Origin of the sequence: Streptomyces spiralis, assembly GCF_014654675.1 — a bacterium.
In the GTDB taxonomy this organism is placed as follows: domain Bacteria; phylum Actinomycetota; class Actinomycetes; order Streptomycetales; family Streptomycetaceae; genus Streptomyces; species Streptomyces spiralis.
In genome coordinates this window covers 13,860-28,726 of record NZ_BNBC01000077.1, presented here as the reverse complement: position 1 = coordinate 28,726, position 14,867 = coordinate 13,860, and the positions used below count along the sequence as shown (strand labels likewise).

Sequence of the window (14,867 nt, the reverse complement as noted above, 5' to 3'; positions counted from 1 at the left end):
CATCACCGCCGCGGCCAACTACGCCGCCCACCGCTACGGCTCCATCGACAACGTCAACTCCGCCTACTGAGCCAAAGCACCCCCAGCACCACACCCCAAGGCCGATGCCCGCAGCAACACCCGCTGCCGGCACCGGCCTTCGCCACACCCACAACCAACACGGCGCAGCACCACACCCCGACAACGGCCCTGCCCGGCCGAGGGCCGTCCGGCGCGGTCGGCGGCCCTCAGGTTCAAGGTGCTGTCTTGGCCGAATGACGGCCGGTGAGGTCAGGCGTCACTGGTGTCGGTCGGTGTCGCCTCACCGAGCATGGCGAGGGTCAGCACATTGCCGGAGATGCCCCAGCCGCCGTCGGCGACCTCTTCAACCAGAACCATGGTGTTGTTGCGGGCGCGCTCGCCGTAGATCTCGACGTACAGCTCGGTGGTGCGGGTGACGATCTCCTCCTTCTGCTTCGGGGTGAGGGTCTTCTCGGGGACCTTGAAGTTCGCGAAAGGCATGGCTGGTCGTTCCTTCTCTCCTGTGCCGGATCCGGGCCGGGCCGCGGACTTGCCGTCGCCCTGTTGCGTCCTCCACGATCGGCCGGTCCCCCGCCCCTAGCCAGGGCTGCGCTTACCCAGGGGATGCCACCCCCTGGCTACGCCCTGGCGCGGGAGCGACCATGGAGGGGTGAACCTTCCAGAACTCGGTGCCTTCCTCAGGACCCGCCGCGACCGCATCCGCCCCGCCGAGGTCGGTCTGCCCACAGGCCCGCGCCGGCGGGTACCCGGGCTGCGCCGGGAGGAAGTCGCCCAGCTGGCCGGGCTGTCAGCCGACTACTACACCGAGTTGGAGCGCGGCAGCGCGAAGAACGGCGTGCAGCCCTCGACCCAGACCCTGGCCGCCCTCGCCCGAGCCCTGCGGCTGAACGGCGACGAGCGCGACCACCTGTTTCACCTGGCCGAACGGCCGGTCCCCCCGTCAGCACACGGACCATCGGCACACGTGCAGCCCGCGCTCCTCGGACTGCTGGACCGGCTGTCCAACACGCCCGTGCGCGTCATCACCGACCTGCACGAAACCCTGGTGGAAAACGACCTGGCCCTGACCCTGCTCGGCAAGTCCCCGGCACACCGCGGCCCGGAGGCGAGCTTCGTGTACCGCTGGTTCACCGACCCGCAGGCGCGCGAGATCTACCCGCCCGAGGACCACCCGCACCACTCCCGGGTGTTCGTGGCCGACCTCCAGGCAGCGGCCGCCCGGCGCGGCCGGGACGCGGAGGTCACGAAGATGGTCGCCGTGCTGCGCCGCCGCAGCCAGGAGTTCGCAGCCCTCTGGGACACCCACGACGTGGCGGTGCGCCGCATGGACCACAAGAGGATCGTCCACCCCCTGCTCGGCGTCATCGAGCTCGACTGCTACAACCTCCTCAGCGAGGACGGACGCCAACGCCTGCTGTGGTTCACGGCGCCGCCCGGAAGCCCGGGAGCCGAGCAGCTCGAACTGCTGTCCGTCGTAGGGACCCAGGAGCTGGGCCTCACGCAGGGCATGCCACCGGAGTGGTCCGCGGCGAAATGAGGTGCCCGTGTGTGTCGGCGATGGAGGCCGGTGCCTCTCCACACCGTCGGACGCGCCTCGCAAGATCCCGTACGGGTGCGCCCGGAGACGGTGACGGACCGGCCGACGGTGCCGGGGGTGTGTCAGCCCGCTTGTCGGTGCCGCGCCACCACGCGCAGCGTCCGGACCGACGGGTCGGCCGCGTCCGGGAGGAGAGCGCCGTGATCCGCGCTGGTGCGCAGGTAGTCAAGGACCTCATTGGTGATCACCTCGCCGGGCGCGATCACGGGAACGCCCGGAGGATAGGGACTGATCGTCTCGGCCGCGATGCGTCCCGCGGCACTCTCTGCGCGGACATGCTCGACCTCGGCGAAGAACGCCTCGCGCGGCAGCATGGCCTGTTCCAACTCCAGAACCGAGGGGTCGGGCAGGTGGACGAGTGGTTGCCGTTCGATGGAGTCGGCTCCGTCGACGAGCGCGCGCAGGGCGTCCAACAGGACTTTCTCGGTTTCGTCGTCGTCGGCGTGGGTGATCGAGGCGTTGATACGGCAGGTGTCGGAGCCGCCGACGTCGACGTGCCGGTGGGCCCGTAGCCACTCGGCGGCCTGCATGCCGCTGATGCCGAGCTCCCGTACGTCGATCACGATCTTCAGCGGATCGAAGGAGGCGGCGAGCCCCTCTTCGACGACCTCCTGCCCCATGGGCCGCAGACCGGGCAGGTCACCGGCCGCGCCCCGGATGCGTTCGGCGCGGTGCAGCGCGGTGTCCAGGAGGTCGTGCCCGTGTTCGACCATCTGGCGGCGCCAGCCGTCGAGGGTCGCGTACACCAGGGTGGAGGCGCTGGTGGTGCCGAGCAGGTCTTCCCGCTGCTTGAGGGCCTCCGGCGACACCCGGTCGTACTGAAGGTGGAAGACGGAGCTCTGCTCGATGGCGCCGCCCATCTTGTGCACGCTGGTGACGACCAGGTCGGCCTCGGCGTCCATGCCCCAGGGCGGCAGGTCGGGGTGGAACGGCAGGTGGGCGCCCCATGCCTCGTCGACGATGAGAGGCACGCCGAACTCGTGGCAGACGCGGGCCACGCCCCGGATGTCGGCGCACGTCCCCCAGTCGGTGGGGGTGATCAGCAGCATCCCCTTGGCGTCCGGGTGTTCGCGCAGCCGGTCGCGTACGTCGTCGGGCTCCGGCGGGTGGGCGATGTGCCGCTCGGTGTCGAACTTGGGGTGCACCCAGATCGGTTCGACGCCGTTGACCACGACGGCCGCGATCACGGACTTGTGCGCGTTGCGGGAGAGCAGCAGCTTCTCGCCGGGACCCGCCACGGCCAGCATGGCCGTCCTCACCGACAGGGAACTGCCGCAGGTGGAGAAGAACGCCTGCTCCGCGCCGACCGCGTCCGCCATGAGATCCTGCGCCTGGCTGAGCACGCCCTGGGACTCACGGCGGTCGTCCAGCCCGTTGAGGGTCAGGACGTCGGAGCGGAACACGTCGAGTCCGACGACGTCCACCACTCGCGGATCCGCGCCCCGCCCCTGCTTGTGCCCGGGTGGGCCGTAGACGACATCGCCGCGGCGCCGGAACTCCTGCAACGCTTCCAGCACGGGGACCCGCGCGTGGTCCATCATTTCCTCCTCGGTCGGCCGACGCTCGGCCTGCTGTGCTCCAGTCAGGGGTCCGAAGTGCCGTCGGACCTGTGGTGAGCCACGGGTACCCCCGTCGCCCGACGAGCGAACCGGCCGCCACCGGCGGGTGGACCGACCGGCGTTTAGCCGGGGCTACGGGGGTACCCGGCTGCGGGGATCACAAGGCCATCACAAGAGGGGCTTCCGGCACGGCCCGCCGGCCGCGGGTCGTCGAGCGAAGGGCCTGGCACATGGCATCCGACGAGACGGCGGGTACGGCCGTGGTGACCGGAGCGTCGTCCGGCATCGGCGCCGAGTACGCCATCCGGCTGGCGCAGCGGGGCTGGGACCTGGTGTTGGTCGCCCGGCGTGCCGAGCGGCTCGACGCCCTGGCGGGACGGCTGCGTGAGGAGACCGGGGTCGTGGTGGAGTCGATGGTGGCCGATCTCGCGCGGTCGCCGGACCTGGACCGGGTCGCGAAGCGGGTAGCCGCCGACGACGTGGCGCTGCTGGTGAACAACGCCGGAATCAACGGCTACGGGCCCTTCGCCGAGGCCGGTCCCGCCCTGCTCACCAAGGTGATCGACGTGAACGTCGTGGCGCCGACGGTGCTGACCCGCGCGGCGGTTCCCCACATGGTGGCGCGCGGCCGTGGCGCGGTCGTCAACGTGGCCTCGCTCCTGGCGTTCGCCGGAGCCCTGCCGCCCGGTCCCCTCCCGCACCGGGCCGTCTACGGAGGCACCAAGGGCTACATGGTGGCGTTCAGCAGGACCCTCGCCGCCGAGCTGGCCGGCACGCCGGTGCACGTCCAGGTCGTCTGTCCCGGACTCACCGCCACCGAGTTCCACCTCGGCACGGGCGAGGCTCCCGTTCCCGGGGAGGCGCGGGTCCACGACGAGGGCGGGATGCCTGCCGCCGACGTGGTCACCGCCTCCCTCTCCGCCCTGGAAACCGGGGAAGTGGTGTGCGTGCCCGGCATGTCGGACCCCGAGGGCGTGACCCGACTGACCGACGCGGAACTCGCCCTGCGCAACGGATCGGGTGCCACGTTGGCCCCCCGCTACCGCGCTGCGGAACGCTCGCACGACTGAATCCGGCTCAGGGACGCCGCCCCAGGTGCTGGTCCACTCGCCGGCCCAGTGCCTCGTACGCGCGGCGGGTCTGCTGGGCGAGTTCGGAGAAGTCGGCCAGTCCCCGGTCCCGCAGCACCCGGTCGAACGGCACGGTGACCACGTCGCTGGAGGTTTCATCGTGCCGGAGCTGCGGAACCGGTGACCCGTCGTGCTGTCCCCCGCGGACGTCGGAGAGGACGAGGGTCGCCGTCCGGGCGAGGTCCCGGTAGCCCGAGGAGCTCAGCCATTGCAGTTGGTGTCGTACCGGCTCGAAGTCCTCATGCCCCGCCATGGCGATCACCAGGTGGTCCACGGTGCCGAGCAGAGCCCTCGGAGAGCTGTCCGGGGGGACGAAGTCCCCGGAGACGTCCACGACGACCGTTCCGAGGGTTCCGAGCCACTCCATCTCACGGCGGATCCGGCGGTTGTCGTACGCCCGGCGCCATCCCTGTGTTCCCTCCGCGTGGGCTCCCTCGGAGTAGAGGAAGTGCGCTCCACCGGAGTCCCTCAGGGTGACCCAGCGTTCGTCGATGGCCCCTGTGGTGCTTCGGCGTACCTCTGCCGCGACACGTACCCGGTCCGAGGACAGCAGCCGGTAGCCGAAGACTTGCATGTGCTCGTCCACCGGTGTCATGACGACGGGAACCGCGTACCGCCCACGGCGCAGACCCGCGAGCACGGAGGCCAGTTGGACCGCGACGGTGCTGCGCCCGCCGCCGGCGGGCCCGGCGACCGCGATGCACCGCCGCCGGTGGGGAAGGACCGCGCCGAGAACATCCGGTGGGGTCCGGCGTCCCCACCGTCTCAATGTGGAGGCGGCCTGTCCCGGTGTGCCCGGCAGGCGCAGCGCGGCGGTCGAGTCGCGCCCCTTGCGGTGGGCCGTGCCCGCGGACGCAACGGCGGGGCGGGGGCTGATGGGCACCTGCGGGCCGGGCTCGTCGTCCGCCGCCCCGCGCACCGGCCCCTGTGGTGTGGTGCTGTGCAGGCGGTTGCCCATCACCGTCATCGCGACCTGGGGAGGAAGCCAGGTGGCGAGGTCGTGGTGGATCGTGTCGCGGGGCAGCCGGTCGCGCAGGAGCGCCAATGCGGCATCACAGCTTGGGGGTTCGCCGCGCACGCCGGCGTGGCAGACGCGGATGAACTGCCTGACGGCGGGGTCGGTGTCCGGTCCGGAGAGCGACTGTGGCGAGGGATCAAGCGGGTCGCCGAGGCCGGGTGCCGGCAGCGTGCGCGCGTACGCCGCGTAGTAGACGATCGCCGCCAGTGCCCGGACGTCGTCCGCGGCTCGCACCGCGGACTGCGATCCGTCGGGTCCGAGCCCGTCCACCGTGGCGTGATGCCATCCCACGACCACGGGCCATCGCTGCGTCATCACCACCCGGGAGGGCGTCAGACGGCCGTGCACCACACCAGCGCTGTGGCTGTGCGCGAGCGCGGCGGCGACATGCTGTCCCAGGCACAGCGCCGCTTCGACCCCCAGGGGGCCCGCCCCTTCCACGACGTCCCGGAGGTCGACGGCCCAGTAGCCGGACTTGGTGCTGGCGAACGAGGCCGCCGTCCAGCCCCTGCCGTGGTCGAGCAGTGCGGGCAGGCCCTCGTGGGAGAACCGTTCGAGGGCACGGGCTTCGGTTCGGGTGACGGCACTGGCGCCGATCCGTACCGCGGCGAGCACGTCGCCCGGCGCGTGGCCGCGATAGAGGCCGTTGCGGCCGTTGCGGGGCACGCGCCCGGTGAGTTCGAAGGGGCCCGCGGTACGCAAGTCCCAGGGGCCGAGATGGTCCCACGAGCCGTGGGGGTGGTCCGGGTCCGCCCTGAGGTCCGCGGCCGGCAGGCCGGCGTGGTCCGTGAGCAGGGCGGGGCTCGTGGCCCCCTCCGGCTCCGGTGCGAGGACAGGGGTGTCGGCCCAGACGGGAGCGTGGACGCCGGACAGGCCCAGGCGGCCGAGCATGGTGGGGCCGAGCCACGCGAAGCCTCTGGCGCCGTCGGGGAGCGAGTCGGTGCCGTCACGGTGCCGGAGCCAGGCCGGGAAGTCCGGGTTTCTGCCCGCCAGTTCGACGATGCGCTGGGAAACGCGCCGGATGGTCTCCACCAGGTGAGCCGTGGGCACCGCGTCGAGGAGGATGTCCCGGGCCTCGTCGGTGAAGGTGAACAGGCGTTGTTCCACGGGGACGGCGGCGGCAGCACCGGCGGCGGCCTCTGCCGGGCCGGACGTGCTCCGCATCAGGCCGCTGAGGAAGACCTCGGCCAGGTGCGCGGTGTCCGTCTTCCAGGGCACGGCCTGAGCGACCAGGCGCATCACCGGCACCGTCAGCGGCGACAGCGCGGCCAGGTGAGCGGCCAGTCGGTACGATTCGGGCGAAGCCGCCCGGCGGAACTCCCGTACCACCTGGGTCGCGGCCGACGGAGCTGTGCGACCGGTCCGTGCCCGCGTCGTCGCGGTCGCCGCCGCCTCGCCCGCCGGTGCGGGCCGGTTCGGGTCCGGCTGCCAGAGCGGCAGGGTGGTGCTGAGCCCGTCGGACACGGTGGCGCGCACCCAGCCCGTGAGCACCTCGGGTGAGGGTTCCAGGACCGGTACGGGGATGCCTCGGAACGGGTTCAGCTCCGGAGGCAGGACCGGGTCCCGGACCCGCCAGCGGACGTTCGCCGCTCCCGCGTGCGACGGGCGCACCGTCCAGCGGCGTGCGGACAGCGCCGATCCGGCCCACATGCGGGCGGGCAGTGCGTGCACGACGGCCGTGGGGCCCTGTGACGCCCAGCCGCGCAGCACCCGCTCCATGGCGCCCGAGTGCCAGTGCGGGCCCGCTCCGTCGGAGATCACCAGTGCCATGGTCCGGCCCGAAGGGTCGGCGAGGGCTTTCGGTGCGATGAGCCGCTGGGCCCGGGCGAAGGGACGGGCGGCGAGCATCGGTGAGCCGTCGGGCCCCGGCCTGAGCGCCCGGACGCGGATGTGCCGGAAGGCGCCCAGTCGTTCGCACAGGGAACGCAGTTCCCGGCAGGACTGCTGCCACAGCAGCATGGACGGGCCGTCGTCGATGACCAGGGCGAGGTCGAGCCAGCGTTCGAGGCGGGGCTGGGAGACCACGTCGACCATCCCCGTGGCCGCGATCTGCGTGACGGTGGCGTTCTCGTCGACGTCGGTGCGCGTGAGGTCGGCACGGTAACGCTTGAGCGGCCTCAGGGCCCGGGCCGTGCCGAGGAACGACGGCAGCGAGCGGGGCCGCGGCAGCCGGACCGGGAGGCCGCGGTCAGGCTGTTCCCGCGGGAAGTCGTCGGGCTGTTCCTGCGGCTTGTCGGTGGGCTCGTCGCGCCGGTTTCCGCCGTCCCCGTCACCGGGTTCGGCGTCTTCGAAGTCGTGGTCCGGTCCGTCGTCGCCGGGGTCCGCGGTGTCCTCGTCGACGGGGTCCGGGCCGCGCGGGGGCTCGGGCGCGGCGTGGACTTCGTTGGCCTCCTGCCCGTCGTAGCGCGCGCCGCCGCGGGTCTCCAAGCTCTGGTCGGCGCCGTCGTGCTCGCCGGACGCCCGGCCCGGCGCCCGCAGCGCATCATGGCGTTGCGCATCGAGGAGTTTACGCAACGGCGCCTCGGGCCCCGCCGGAAGGCGCTGGGCCAGCCAGAGGACGTCCATGAGCTCCGCGGCAGTGGGTTCCTGGCCGAGGGTGCGCAGTATCCGCAGCAGGAGCTCGGGCATGGTCAGACCGTGCCGCCCAACTGGTGCAGCACCGAGTCGAGAAGTCCTTCGGCGTCGGTGTCGACGCCTCCCAGGCGCAGGAACGCGGCGTTCAGTAGTTGGTCGGTGGCCAGCTCTCCGGGTGCGCGCCGGGCCAGGAAGACCCGCACGAGGTCGTCGACCTGGTCCAGGGCGTCGGCTCCCAGGTGGGCGGCCACGATGTCACGCAGGCGCTGCGCGCTGGGGTCGGGCAGCTCGAGCCGCAGACAGCGGCGCAGGAAGGCCGGGGGGAAGTCGCGTTCGCCGTTGCTGGTGATGACCACGACGGGGAACTCGCTGCACCGGACGAAGCCGCCTGCGACGTCGACGGGCTCCCCTCCGTCGAAGGTGTGCACTTGGACGGTGTGCTGCTCGTGGGCCAGCCGGGAGAGTTCCGGGATCTCGAACTCGCCGCGTTCGAAGACGGTGAGCAGGTCGTTGGGCAGGTCCACGTCGCCCTTGTCGAGTTCGTCGATGAGCAGCACCTTCGGCAGCTCGCCGGGGACCAGGGCCGTGCCCAGCGGGCCGAGGCGTATGAAGTGCCCGATGTCCGGGGCCTGCCGCCCCTGGTCACGGCTGAGGGTGGTCTCTCGCAGCCGGCCGACGGCGTCGTACTGGTACAGGGCTTCCGACAGCACCGAGCGGCTGTTCACCGGCCAGTGCAGCACGTCACCCAGGGACAACTCGTGGGCGATGGCGTAGGCGAGGGACGACTTGCCGGTCCCGGGGTGCCCTGTCACCAGCAGGGGCCGACGCAGGTGAAGGGCCGCGTTGACGACATCGATCTGTGGCTGGTCGATGAGGTAGGGGCGGTGGGGCGCCGTGTGGGTGCCGTCGTCCGCCGCCCGCCCGAACCGTCGCCACGGCGGTGGCTCGGGCATCGCCACGCGTCGGGGCCGGCCGTCGCCCACGAAGAGCCGCCACTGGTCGCCGCGCTCGGGCTGCTCGGGCTGGTTCATCGGATCGGCTCCTGACCGGTCGGGTCGCTCCAACGGAACGTAGGCGGCAGCTGGGTGGCGTCGTCCCAGACCAGGGCTGGGGCGAGCGTGTCGGGGGAGGTCTCGGCAAGCGCACGGGCGCGATGCTGGCGCACACGGAGCGGCAGGCCGCGGATCGGCCCGTTGAGCATGAGCGCGGTCACCTGGTCGTTGCGGGACGCGCTCGGCCTCGCCCTGTCCCACAGGACCACGGGGACCCCCAGGAGCAGGCAGACCGCGCGCAGTTGCTGCCGGTGCTGCACGTCGCAGGCGAGGATGACCCGTGAGGCGTCCAGGTCTGCCTTGAGGAGGCCGTAGACCTGAAGGGCGGTGGAGTGCCGCTGATCCAGGCGCACCAGTTTCCCGCGCTCCAGGTGCGCCCAGCGGGAGCGCCAGCTGCGCTGCTGATCTACGTCGCGGCGCAGGTGGGTGCAGCGCAGGTGCACGGTGTACTCCGCACCCAGCACCACCGGTACCTCACCGTCGGCGGGCTCGTTGTGCCAGGCGTCGACCGGCTCGTCGAGATCGTCGGCCTCCATGAGGAACTCGATGACGGGAACCTTCGTGGAGGTCGCCACGGCGCCCTCGCGCTTGAGGATGTCGTGCAGCACACGGGTGATCGCGGCCGGTGTGCGGGCCTCGTCGTCGGCGAGGACCCGCCGGTCGGTCTCGTCCTCGCGGCCCGAGGTGTACCAGGCGGTGCAGCGGAAGGTCCCGGGCGTCCCACGGGTGACACGGGTGAGCTGCACCGTCAGCCTGGGCTGGCGGTGGGTGGCGGAGCGTTCGCCCTGTGCCCAGGACTCGGCGTCATCGCGGCGCTCCCGCAGGGCGGCCTGGGCCACTCCCAGTCGCCTGGCCACCGACTCGCTCCATCCCCGCAGTCCTCCAGCGGTGGGTTCCTCGCACACGGCGGCGAGGTACTCGACCGCGCGCAGCAGTGCGGGAACGCGGGGTGTGTTGTCGGGCACCGGGGCGCTGTCGCCCCAGAACTCCTCCAGTTTCTCGACGAGCCGGAGCAACCGCTCGTGCTCGTCGAGGAGCCGTTCCGGAGGGTCGGTGAGTTCCTCGAAGAACGTCGAGTCGGGCAGTGCCGCCTTGGCGGCTTCGGCCAGGCGTGCCGCGGCCTGCGGGGGCAGCAGTTCCATGAGCCACTGGTGCTCGCTCGGCGAGAGCATTCCAGGGATCAAGGCCATCTTGCCGATGTACAGCAGTTGCAGGGCGGCGTCCGGCGCGCTCTGCCGCATGCTCTCGCACAGCGCGGCGACCGCCCGGGGCCTGCTGACCAGTACGTCCACGATCTCGTCCACACCGGCCGTCGCGTCGGGCGCCACGTCCAGGTCCAGCTCCTCGGCCAGCCGGGAGGCGTGCGCCGCTCGGACGGCAGGATCGGCCAGCGCCTCGGCGACCACGGTGGCGATGGCGTGCCGGGCCGCGGGGTGGACCGCCGGCGTGGAGGGTCGCGGCGGGGCGTCCTCGGCGGGCCGCCGGAAGTAGGCGCGGTCGAGTTCCTTGTCGATGGCCTGCCAGGGCACCGTGATGGTGCGGCGCACGACCTGCCCGGCGCTGAAGTCGCCGGGAGCGGGCTCGATCACGCCGAGCACGATGCCCACCGAGGCCTCTTCCTCCTCGCACCAGAGGGGACCGCCGCTGTAGCCCGGGCCGATGGCCGCTCCGACGAGCGCCGAATCGACGTAGGCGATGGCAGTGTCGCACAGACGGACGAACCCGTCGGCGTAGGTGAACTGCTGGCCCCCGCCGAACCACGCCCGTACCTTCTGCCCTTCGGTCATCGCCGACCAGCGGACGGCCCGCACATCGGCAGGCGGGGCGTCCACAAGGCGCAGCAGCGCCAGATCCCCCGCCCAGGTGCGATCGCCGCGACGGGCGGGCCGCGCCTCGGACGACGGGTGGCGGGCCGGTATCCAGGAGACCACCTCAGCGGCGTAAGCGCGGTGCGGCTCCGCGGCGCCGGGGAAGGCCACGCGCACCACGGTGCCGTCCGGTGAACGCTGTTCGAAGGAGTCCCGGCCCAGCGAGTCGTTGACGACGTGCGCACATGTCAGCACAAGGGCATCGCCCATGTACACGCCGCCTCCGACGACCGCCGCCGAGGCCAGTCCCATCACCGAGGCCAGCGAGGAGCGCACGGGTGGCTGCGCGCCGGACTCCTCCCGGTCGCCACGCAGCCATCTGGTTCGGCGCACTCTAGAGCGCATGCGTGCTGGCGGCCGTGCCGGCCGGTGCCGTCGTCCCTTCCGGAGGCTGGGCCAGACGCCACTGCGCCGTGACCGTCATGGTCGCCTCGCCCCCTACGCCGACGATGCCCAGCTTCAGGTCCTGGCCCACCCGCACGCCGAAGCTCACCGACAGCTCGGAGGGTTTGTCGGGGACCGCGCTGACGCTGTCGTGGACCTGCTGCAGCAGCGGAGCGAGCGGTGCCAGCAGTGCACGCAGGGTGCTCTCGGCCGCTACGGCCACCCGGCTGCCGACCGACACGGGCCGGGACGCGCCGAAGCCGGGCACCGGTTCGTCGTCCGCGGCGTACCCGTCCTTGGCGGTCGACAGCGGGGCGAACGCCTGCAACGCCACCGCTGTCCCATCGGCGAAGGTGAACTCGACAAAATCCTGCACACCGTCAGTGTGCATCAACCCGCAATGTTCTCAAGGCCGTTTGGTGTCTTTGATCGAACCCCTCCCGACACCGGTTCCGAGGCGTGAGGGCGCCGCGGCGGGCACGGATCGCGTGCCGCGGTACGCGCGGGTCACGCGCCGCGAGCCGTTCTACGGAAGGCCGTCGGGGTGGTTCCCGTCCGCTGTCGGAAGAACTTGGAGAAGTCGCTGGCGTCGGCGAAGCCGAGCCTCGCCGCGATGGCGCCGGCCGTCGACCGGCTGTGCGACAGCTCCCGTTTGGCCTCCAGCACCACGCGCTCGTCGATATAGCGCTTCGCCGACATACCGCTGGCCGCTTCCGCGGCCCGGGTGAGGGTGCGCCGGCTGTAGCCCAGGGCCGCCGCGTAGTCCTCCACGCGCCGTGTGACGGTGAAGTCCCGCTCCACGGCCGCGTGGAAACGGCGGAACGTCTCGCTCGGCATCGGCCCGCCGGGTTCGGCGCCGTAGGCCTTCGTCAGGCGCACCAACAGCACCGCCAGCAGGTGCCGCAGCACCTGCACATGGGACTCCAGGGGCAGCTCCGCCATCGCGTCGTACTCGTACCGCAGGTGGTCCAGTGCCCGGCGCAGACCCTCCGCGTCCGGGAGGCCGGGGCTGAGGGGTGCCTGCGCGAAGGGCGCGTCGGCGACCGAGGCAACGGCCGTCTCCGTGTCCGGGAAGCCCGGAGGAAAGGCGACCACCAGGCCTTCGGCCGTCGGAAGGTTGCGGCCCCAGCGTTGTACCTGCCCGGGACGGATCCACAGCCAGTCACCGCCCGTCAGTTCATACGTGGTGAAGTCCACCGAGACCGTCAGGAGGCTGCCCGGGTGCACGGTGACGAGCTGGTGGAACGCCGGGCGCAGGGGGGCGTAAGGGTCGTTGCCGTGCCGGCGCGCGCGGTCGGCGAGCCCCGCCAGATCCATCAGCTCCAGACCTGGCGGTGATCCGGCCGTACGCCGCAAGGGCAGTTCCCGGATAGTCGGCCGCCGCGAAGCCTGTCCGTTTTTCCCCATGACAAGTCCCGAGTGTACCGCCGAACGCGGCGACCGGGCTCCTAGCGTGGAGGCATAGGCGCAGCTCAGCGCGGTGCATATGGGAAAGGAACCTCGGTATGCGACTGGTCGTGGGAATGACGGGCGCCACGGGTGCCGTGCTGGGTGTCCGCTTCCTCCAGGCACTGGCGGCGTTGCCGGACGTCGAGACCCACCTGGTCCTCAGCCGGTGGGCCCGCACGACGATCGAGCTGGAGACGGGCCTGTCCGTCGACGAGGTCGCGGCGCTCGCCGATGCCGTGCACCGGCCCGAGGACCAGGGAGCCACCATCTCCTCCGGCTCCTTCCCCACCGACGGCATGGTGATCGTGCCCTGCTCGATGAAGACCCTCGCCGGGATCCGCGCCGGGTACGCCGACGGCCTCGTCGGACGGGCCGCGGACGTCGTCCTCAAGGAACGCCGCAAGCTGGTCCTGGTCCCCCGCGAGACGCCGCTGAGCGAGATCCACCTGGAGAACATGCTCGCACTGTCCCGGATGGGCGTGCAGATGCTGCCGCCCATGCCCGCCTTCTACAACCACCCGCAGTCGGTGGACGACATCGTCGACCACGTCGTGGCCCGCGTCCTGGACCAGTTCGGCCTGCCCGCCCCCGCGGCCAGGCGATGGGAGGGCATGCGAGCCGCCCGCTCCTTGCGACCGGCTTCCTGACGCCCGCGTTCCTTCCGCCTTCCGGGGCGCGGCTGCCCCCGGCTGCCCTTGTCCCACCCCGCCACAGCACCTCACGGAGTATCCATGCCCTACGACGATCTGCGCGGTTTCCTCAGCACGCTGGAGAAGGAGGGCCAGCTGCTGCGCATCACCGACGAAGTCCTCCCCGAGCCCGATCTGGCTGCGGCGGCCAACGCCACCGGCCGCATCGGCGAGGGCGCTCCTGCCCTGTGGTTCGACAACGTCAAGGGCTTCACCGACGCCAGGATCGCCCTGAACGTGCACGGTTCCTGGGCCAACCACGCCCTTGCCCTCGGTCTGCCCAAGCACACGCCGGTCAAGGAGCAGGTGGAGGAGTTCGCCCGGCGCTGGGACGCCTTCCCGGTCGCCCCCGAGCGCCGCGAGGACGCCCCGTGGCGGGAGAACACCCAGGAGGGCGACGACGTCGATCTCTTCTCGGTGCTGCCGCTGTTCCGCCTGAACGACGGCGACGGCGGCTTCTACCTCGACAAGGCCGCCGTCGTCTCGCGCGACCCCGAGGATCCCGGCCACTTCGGCAAGCAGAACGTCGGCACGTACCGGCTCCAGGTCATCGGCAGGAACCGGCTGGCGATCCAGCCCGTCCCCGTGCACGACGTCGCGATCCACCTGCGCAAGGCGGAGGAGAAGGGCGAGGACCTGCCCATCGCCATCACTCTCGGCAACGACCCCGTGATGGCGATCGTGGCCGGCATGCCCATGGGATACGACCAGAGCGAGTACGAGATGGCGGGCGCCCTGCGCGGCGCTCCCGCCCCGATCGCCACCGCACCCCTCACCGGCTTCGACGTGCCCTGGGGTTCCGAGGTCGTCATCGAAGGTGTCATAGAGAGCCGCAAGCGCCAGATCGAGGGTCCCTTCGGCGAGTTCACCGGGCACTACTCCGGCGGCCGCCGGATGCCCGTCATCCGCATCGACCGCATCTCCTACCGCACGAACCCGGTCTTCGAGTCCCTCTACCTGGGCATGCCGTGGACCGAGTGCGACTACCTCGTCGGGCCCAACACATGCGTTCCGCTGCTGAAGCAACTGCGCGCCGAGTTCCCCGAGGTCCAGGCCGTCAACGCCATGTACACGCACGGTCTGCTGGCCGTGATCTCCACCAAGAAGCGCTACGGCGGTTTCGCCAAGGCCGTGGCCATGCGCGCCATGACGACCCCGCACGGACTCGGGTACATCACCACGGTCGTCGTCGTCGACGAGGACGTGGACCCGTTCAACCTGCCGCAGGTCATGTGGGCGATGTCGTCGAAGGTCAACGCGGCCGACGACGTCGTGATCGTGCCCAACCTCTCCGTGGTCGGGCTCGCGCCCGCGGCCCAGCCCGCGGGCATCATCAGCAAGATGATCATCGACGCCACCACGCCCGTACGCCCGGACGAGCGCGGCCACTTCTCCACCCCCACGAGGGATCTCCCGGAGGCCAAGGAGTGGGCAGCCAAGATCCAGCGCCTGATGTCCGAAGGCCGCGCCTGACGCCGCCGCTCACACCGACCGGCTCCCGTACGAAGCAACACGAAGGAGACCTG

11 protein-coding genes and 1 pseudogene are annotated in these 14,867 nt (G+C 71.6%); 5 read left to right on the top strand and 7 right to left on the bottom strand.

The window, feature by feature from the left end:
• A pseudogene (locus IE318_RS46930) lies at window positions 1-70 on the top strand (transglycosylase SLT domain-containing protein); the annotation flags it as partial.
• Between the two features lie 200 nt (window positions 71-270).
• Here IE318_RS46930 and IE318_RS41975 read toward each other — a convergent pair.
• On the bottom strand, window positions 271-501 hold the full coding sequence (locus IE318_RS41975) for a tautomerase family protein (RefSeq protein WP_012013599.1): 231 nt from the start codon (window positions 499-501) through the stop codon (window positions 271-273).
• A 169-nt stretch (window positions 502-670) separates the two neighbouring features.
• On the opposite strand from IE318_RS41975, the gene IE318_RS41970 reads away from it, so the two are divergent.
• Window positions 671-1,558, top strand: a complete 888-nt coding sequence (locus tag IE318_RS41970) for a helix-turn-helix transcriptional regulator (protein ID WP_189908117.1) — start codon at window positions 671-673, stop codon at window positions 1,556-1,558.
• A 122-nt stretch (window positions 1,559-1,680) separates the two neighbouring features.
• Here IE318_RS41970 and IE318_RS46445 read toward each other — a convergent pair whose 3' ends face one another.
• Window positions 1,681-3,156, bottom strand: a complete 1,476-nt coding sequence (locus IE318_RS46445) for an aminotransferase class I/II-fold pyridoxal phosphate-dependent enzyme (RefSeq protein WP_189908120.1) — start codon at window positions 3,154-3,156, stop codon at window positions 1,681-1,683.
• A gap of 251 nt (window positions 3,157-3,407) precedes the next feature.
• Between IE318_RS46445 and IE318_RS41960 the strand changes: the two genes are divergently transcribed.
• A complete protein-coding gene (locus IE318_RS41960) occupies window positions 3,408-4,247 on the top strand; it encodes an SDR family NAD(P)-dependent oxidoreductase (RefSeq protein ID WP_189908116.1) in 840 nt (279 codons plus the stop codon).
• 7 nt (window positions 4,248-4,254) lie between these two features.
• Here the strand turns inward: IE318_RS41960 and IE318_RS41955 are convergent, their stop codons facing one another.
• From IE318_RS41955 to IE318_RS41935, 5 genes are all read right to left on the bottom strand, one after another.
• A complete protein-coding gene (locus IE318_RS41955) occupies window positions 4,255-7,953 on the bottom strand; it encodes an SAV_2336 N-terminal domain-related protein (protein ID WP_189908115.1) in 3,699 nt (1,232 codons plus the stop codon).
• Window positions 7,954-7,955: 2 nt separating this feature from the next.
• Window positions 7,956-8,930 (bottom strand): AAA family ATPase, encoded by a 975-nt coding sequence (locus tag IE318_RS41950; RefSeq protein WP_189908114.1) that lies wholly within the window; start codon window positions 8,928-8,930, stop codon window positions 7,956-7,958.
• Window positions 8,927-11,152 (bottom strand): VMAP-C domain-containing protein, encoded by a 2,226-nt coding sequence (locus IE318_RS41945; protein WP_189908113.1) that lies wholly within the window; start codon window positions 11,150-11,152, stop codon window positions 8,927-8,929. The genes IE318_RS41950 and IE318_RS41945 overlap by 4 nt, the downstream gene beginning before the upstream one ends.
• Window position 11,153: 1 nt before the next feature.
• Entirely contained in the window at window positions 11,154-11,579 is a 426-nt protein-coding gene (locus IE318_RS41940; RefSeq protein ID WP_229904134.1) for a CU044_2847 family protein, read from the bottom strand.
• Window positions 11,580-11,710: 131 nt separating this feature from the next.
• On the bottom strand, window positions 11,711-12,520 hold the full coding sequence (locus IE318_RS41935; RefSeq protein WP_229904133.1) for a helix-turn-helix domain-containing protein: 810 nt from the start codon (window positions 12,518-12,520) through the stop codon (window positions 11,711-11,713).
• A 188-nt stretch (window positions 12,521-12,708) separates the two neighbouring features.
• Here IE318_RS41935 and IE318_RS41930 point away from each other — a divergent pair, with 188 nt between their 5' ends.
• Together IE318_RS41930 and IE318_RS41925 are read left to right on the top strand one after the other, a co-directional pair.
• Entirely contained in the window at window positions 12,709-13,299 is a 591-nt protein-coding gene (locus tag IE318_RS41930; RefSeq protein WP_189908111.1) for a non-oxidative hydroxyarylic acid decarboxylases subunit B, read from the top strand.
• Window positions 13,300-13,383: 84 nt separating this feature from the next.
• A complete protein-coding gene (locus tag IE318_RS41925; protein ID WP_189908110.1) occupies window positions 13,384-14,814 on the top strand; it encodes a non-oxidative hydroxyarylic acid decarboxylases subunit C in 1,431 nt (476 codons plus the stop codon).
• The last annotated feature ends 53 nt before the right edge of the window (window positions 14,815-14,867 follow it).

Coding starts and splice junctions, on each gene's coding strand:
- IE318_RS41975 (WP_012013599.1), bottom strand. CDS start 501: ATGCCTTTCGCGAACTTCAAGGTCCCCGAGAAGACCCTCACCCCGAAG.
- IE318_RS46445 (WP_189908120.1), bottom strand. CDS start 3,156: ATGGACCACGCGCGGGTCCCCGTGCTGGAAGCGTTGCAGGAGTTCCGG.
- IE318_RS41960 (WP_189908116.1), top strand. CDS start 3,408: ATGGCATCCGACGAGACGGCGGGTACGGCCGTGGTGACCGGAGCGTCG.
- IE318_RS41955 (WP_189908115.1), bottom strand. CDS start 7,953: ATGCCCGAGCTCCTGCTGCGGATACTGCGCACCCTCGGCCAGGAACCC.
- IE318_RS41950 (WP_189908114.1), bottom strand. CDS start 8,930: ATGAACCAGCCCGAGCAGCCCGAGCGCGGCGACCAGTGGCGGCTCTTC.
- IE318_RS41935 (WP_229904133.1), bottom strand. CDS start 12,520: ATGGATCTGGCGGGGCTCGCCGACCGCGCGCGCCGGCACGGCAACGAC.
- IE318_RS41930 (WP_189908111.1), top strand. CDS start 12,709: ATGCGACTGGTCGTGGGAATGACGGGCGCCACGGGTGCCGTGCTGGGT.
- IE318_RS41925 (WP_189908110.1), top strand. CDS start 13,384: ATGCCCTACGACGATCTGCGCGGTTTCCTCAGCACGCTGGAGAAGGAG.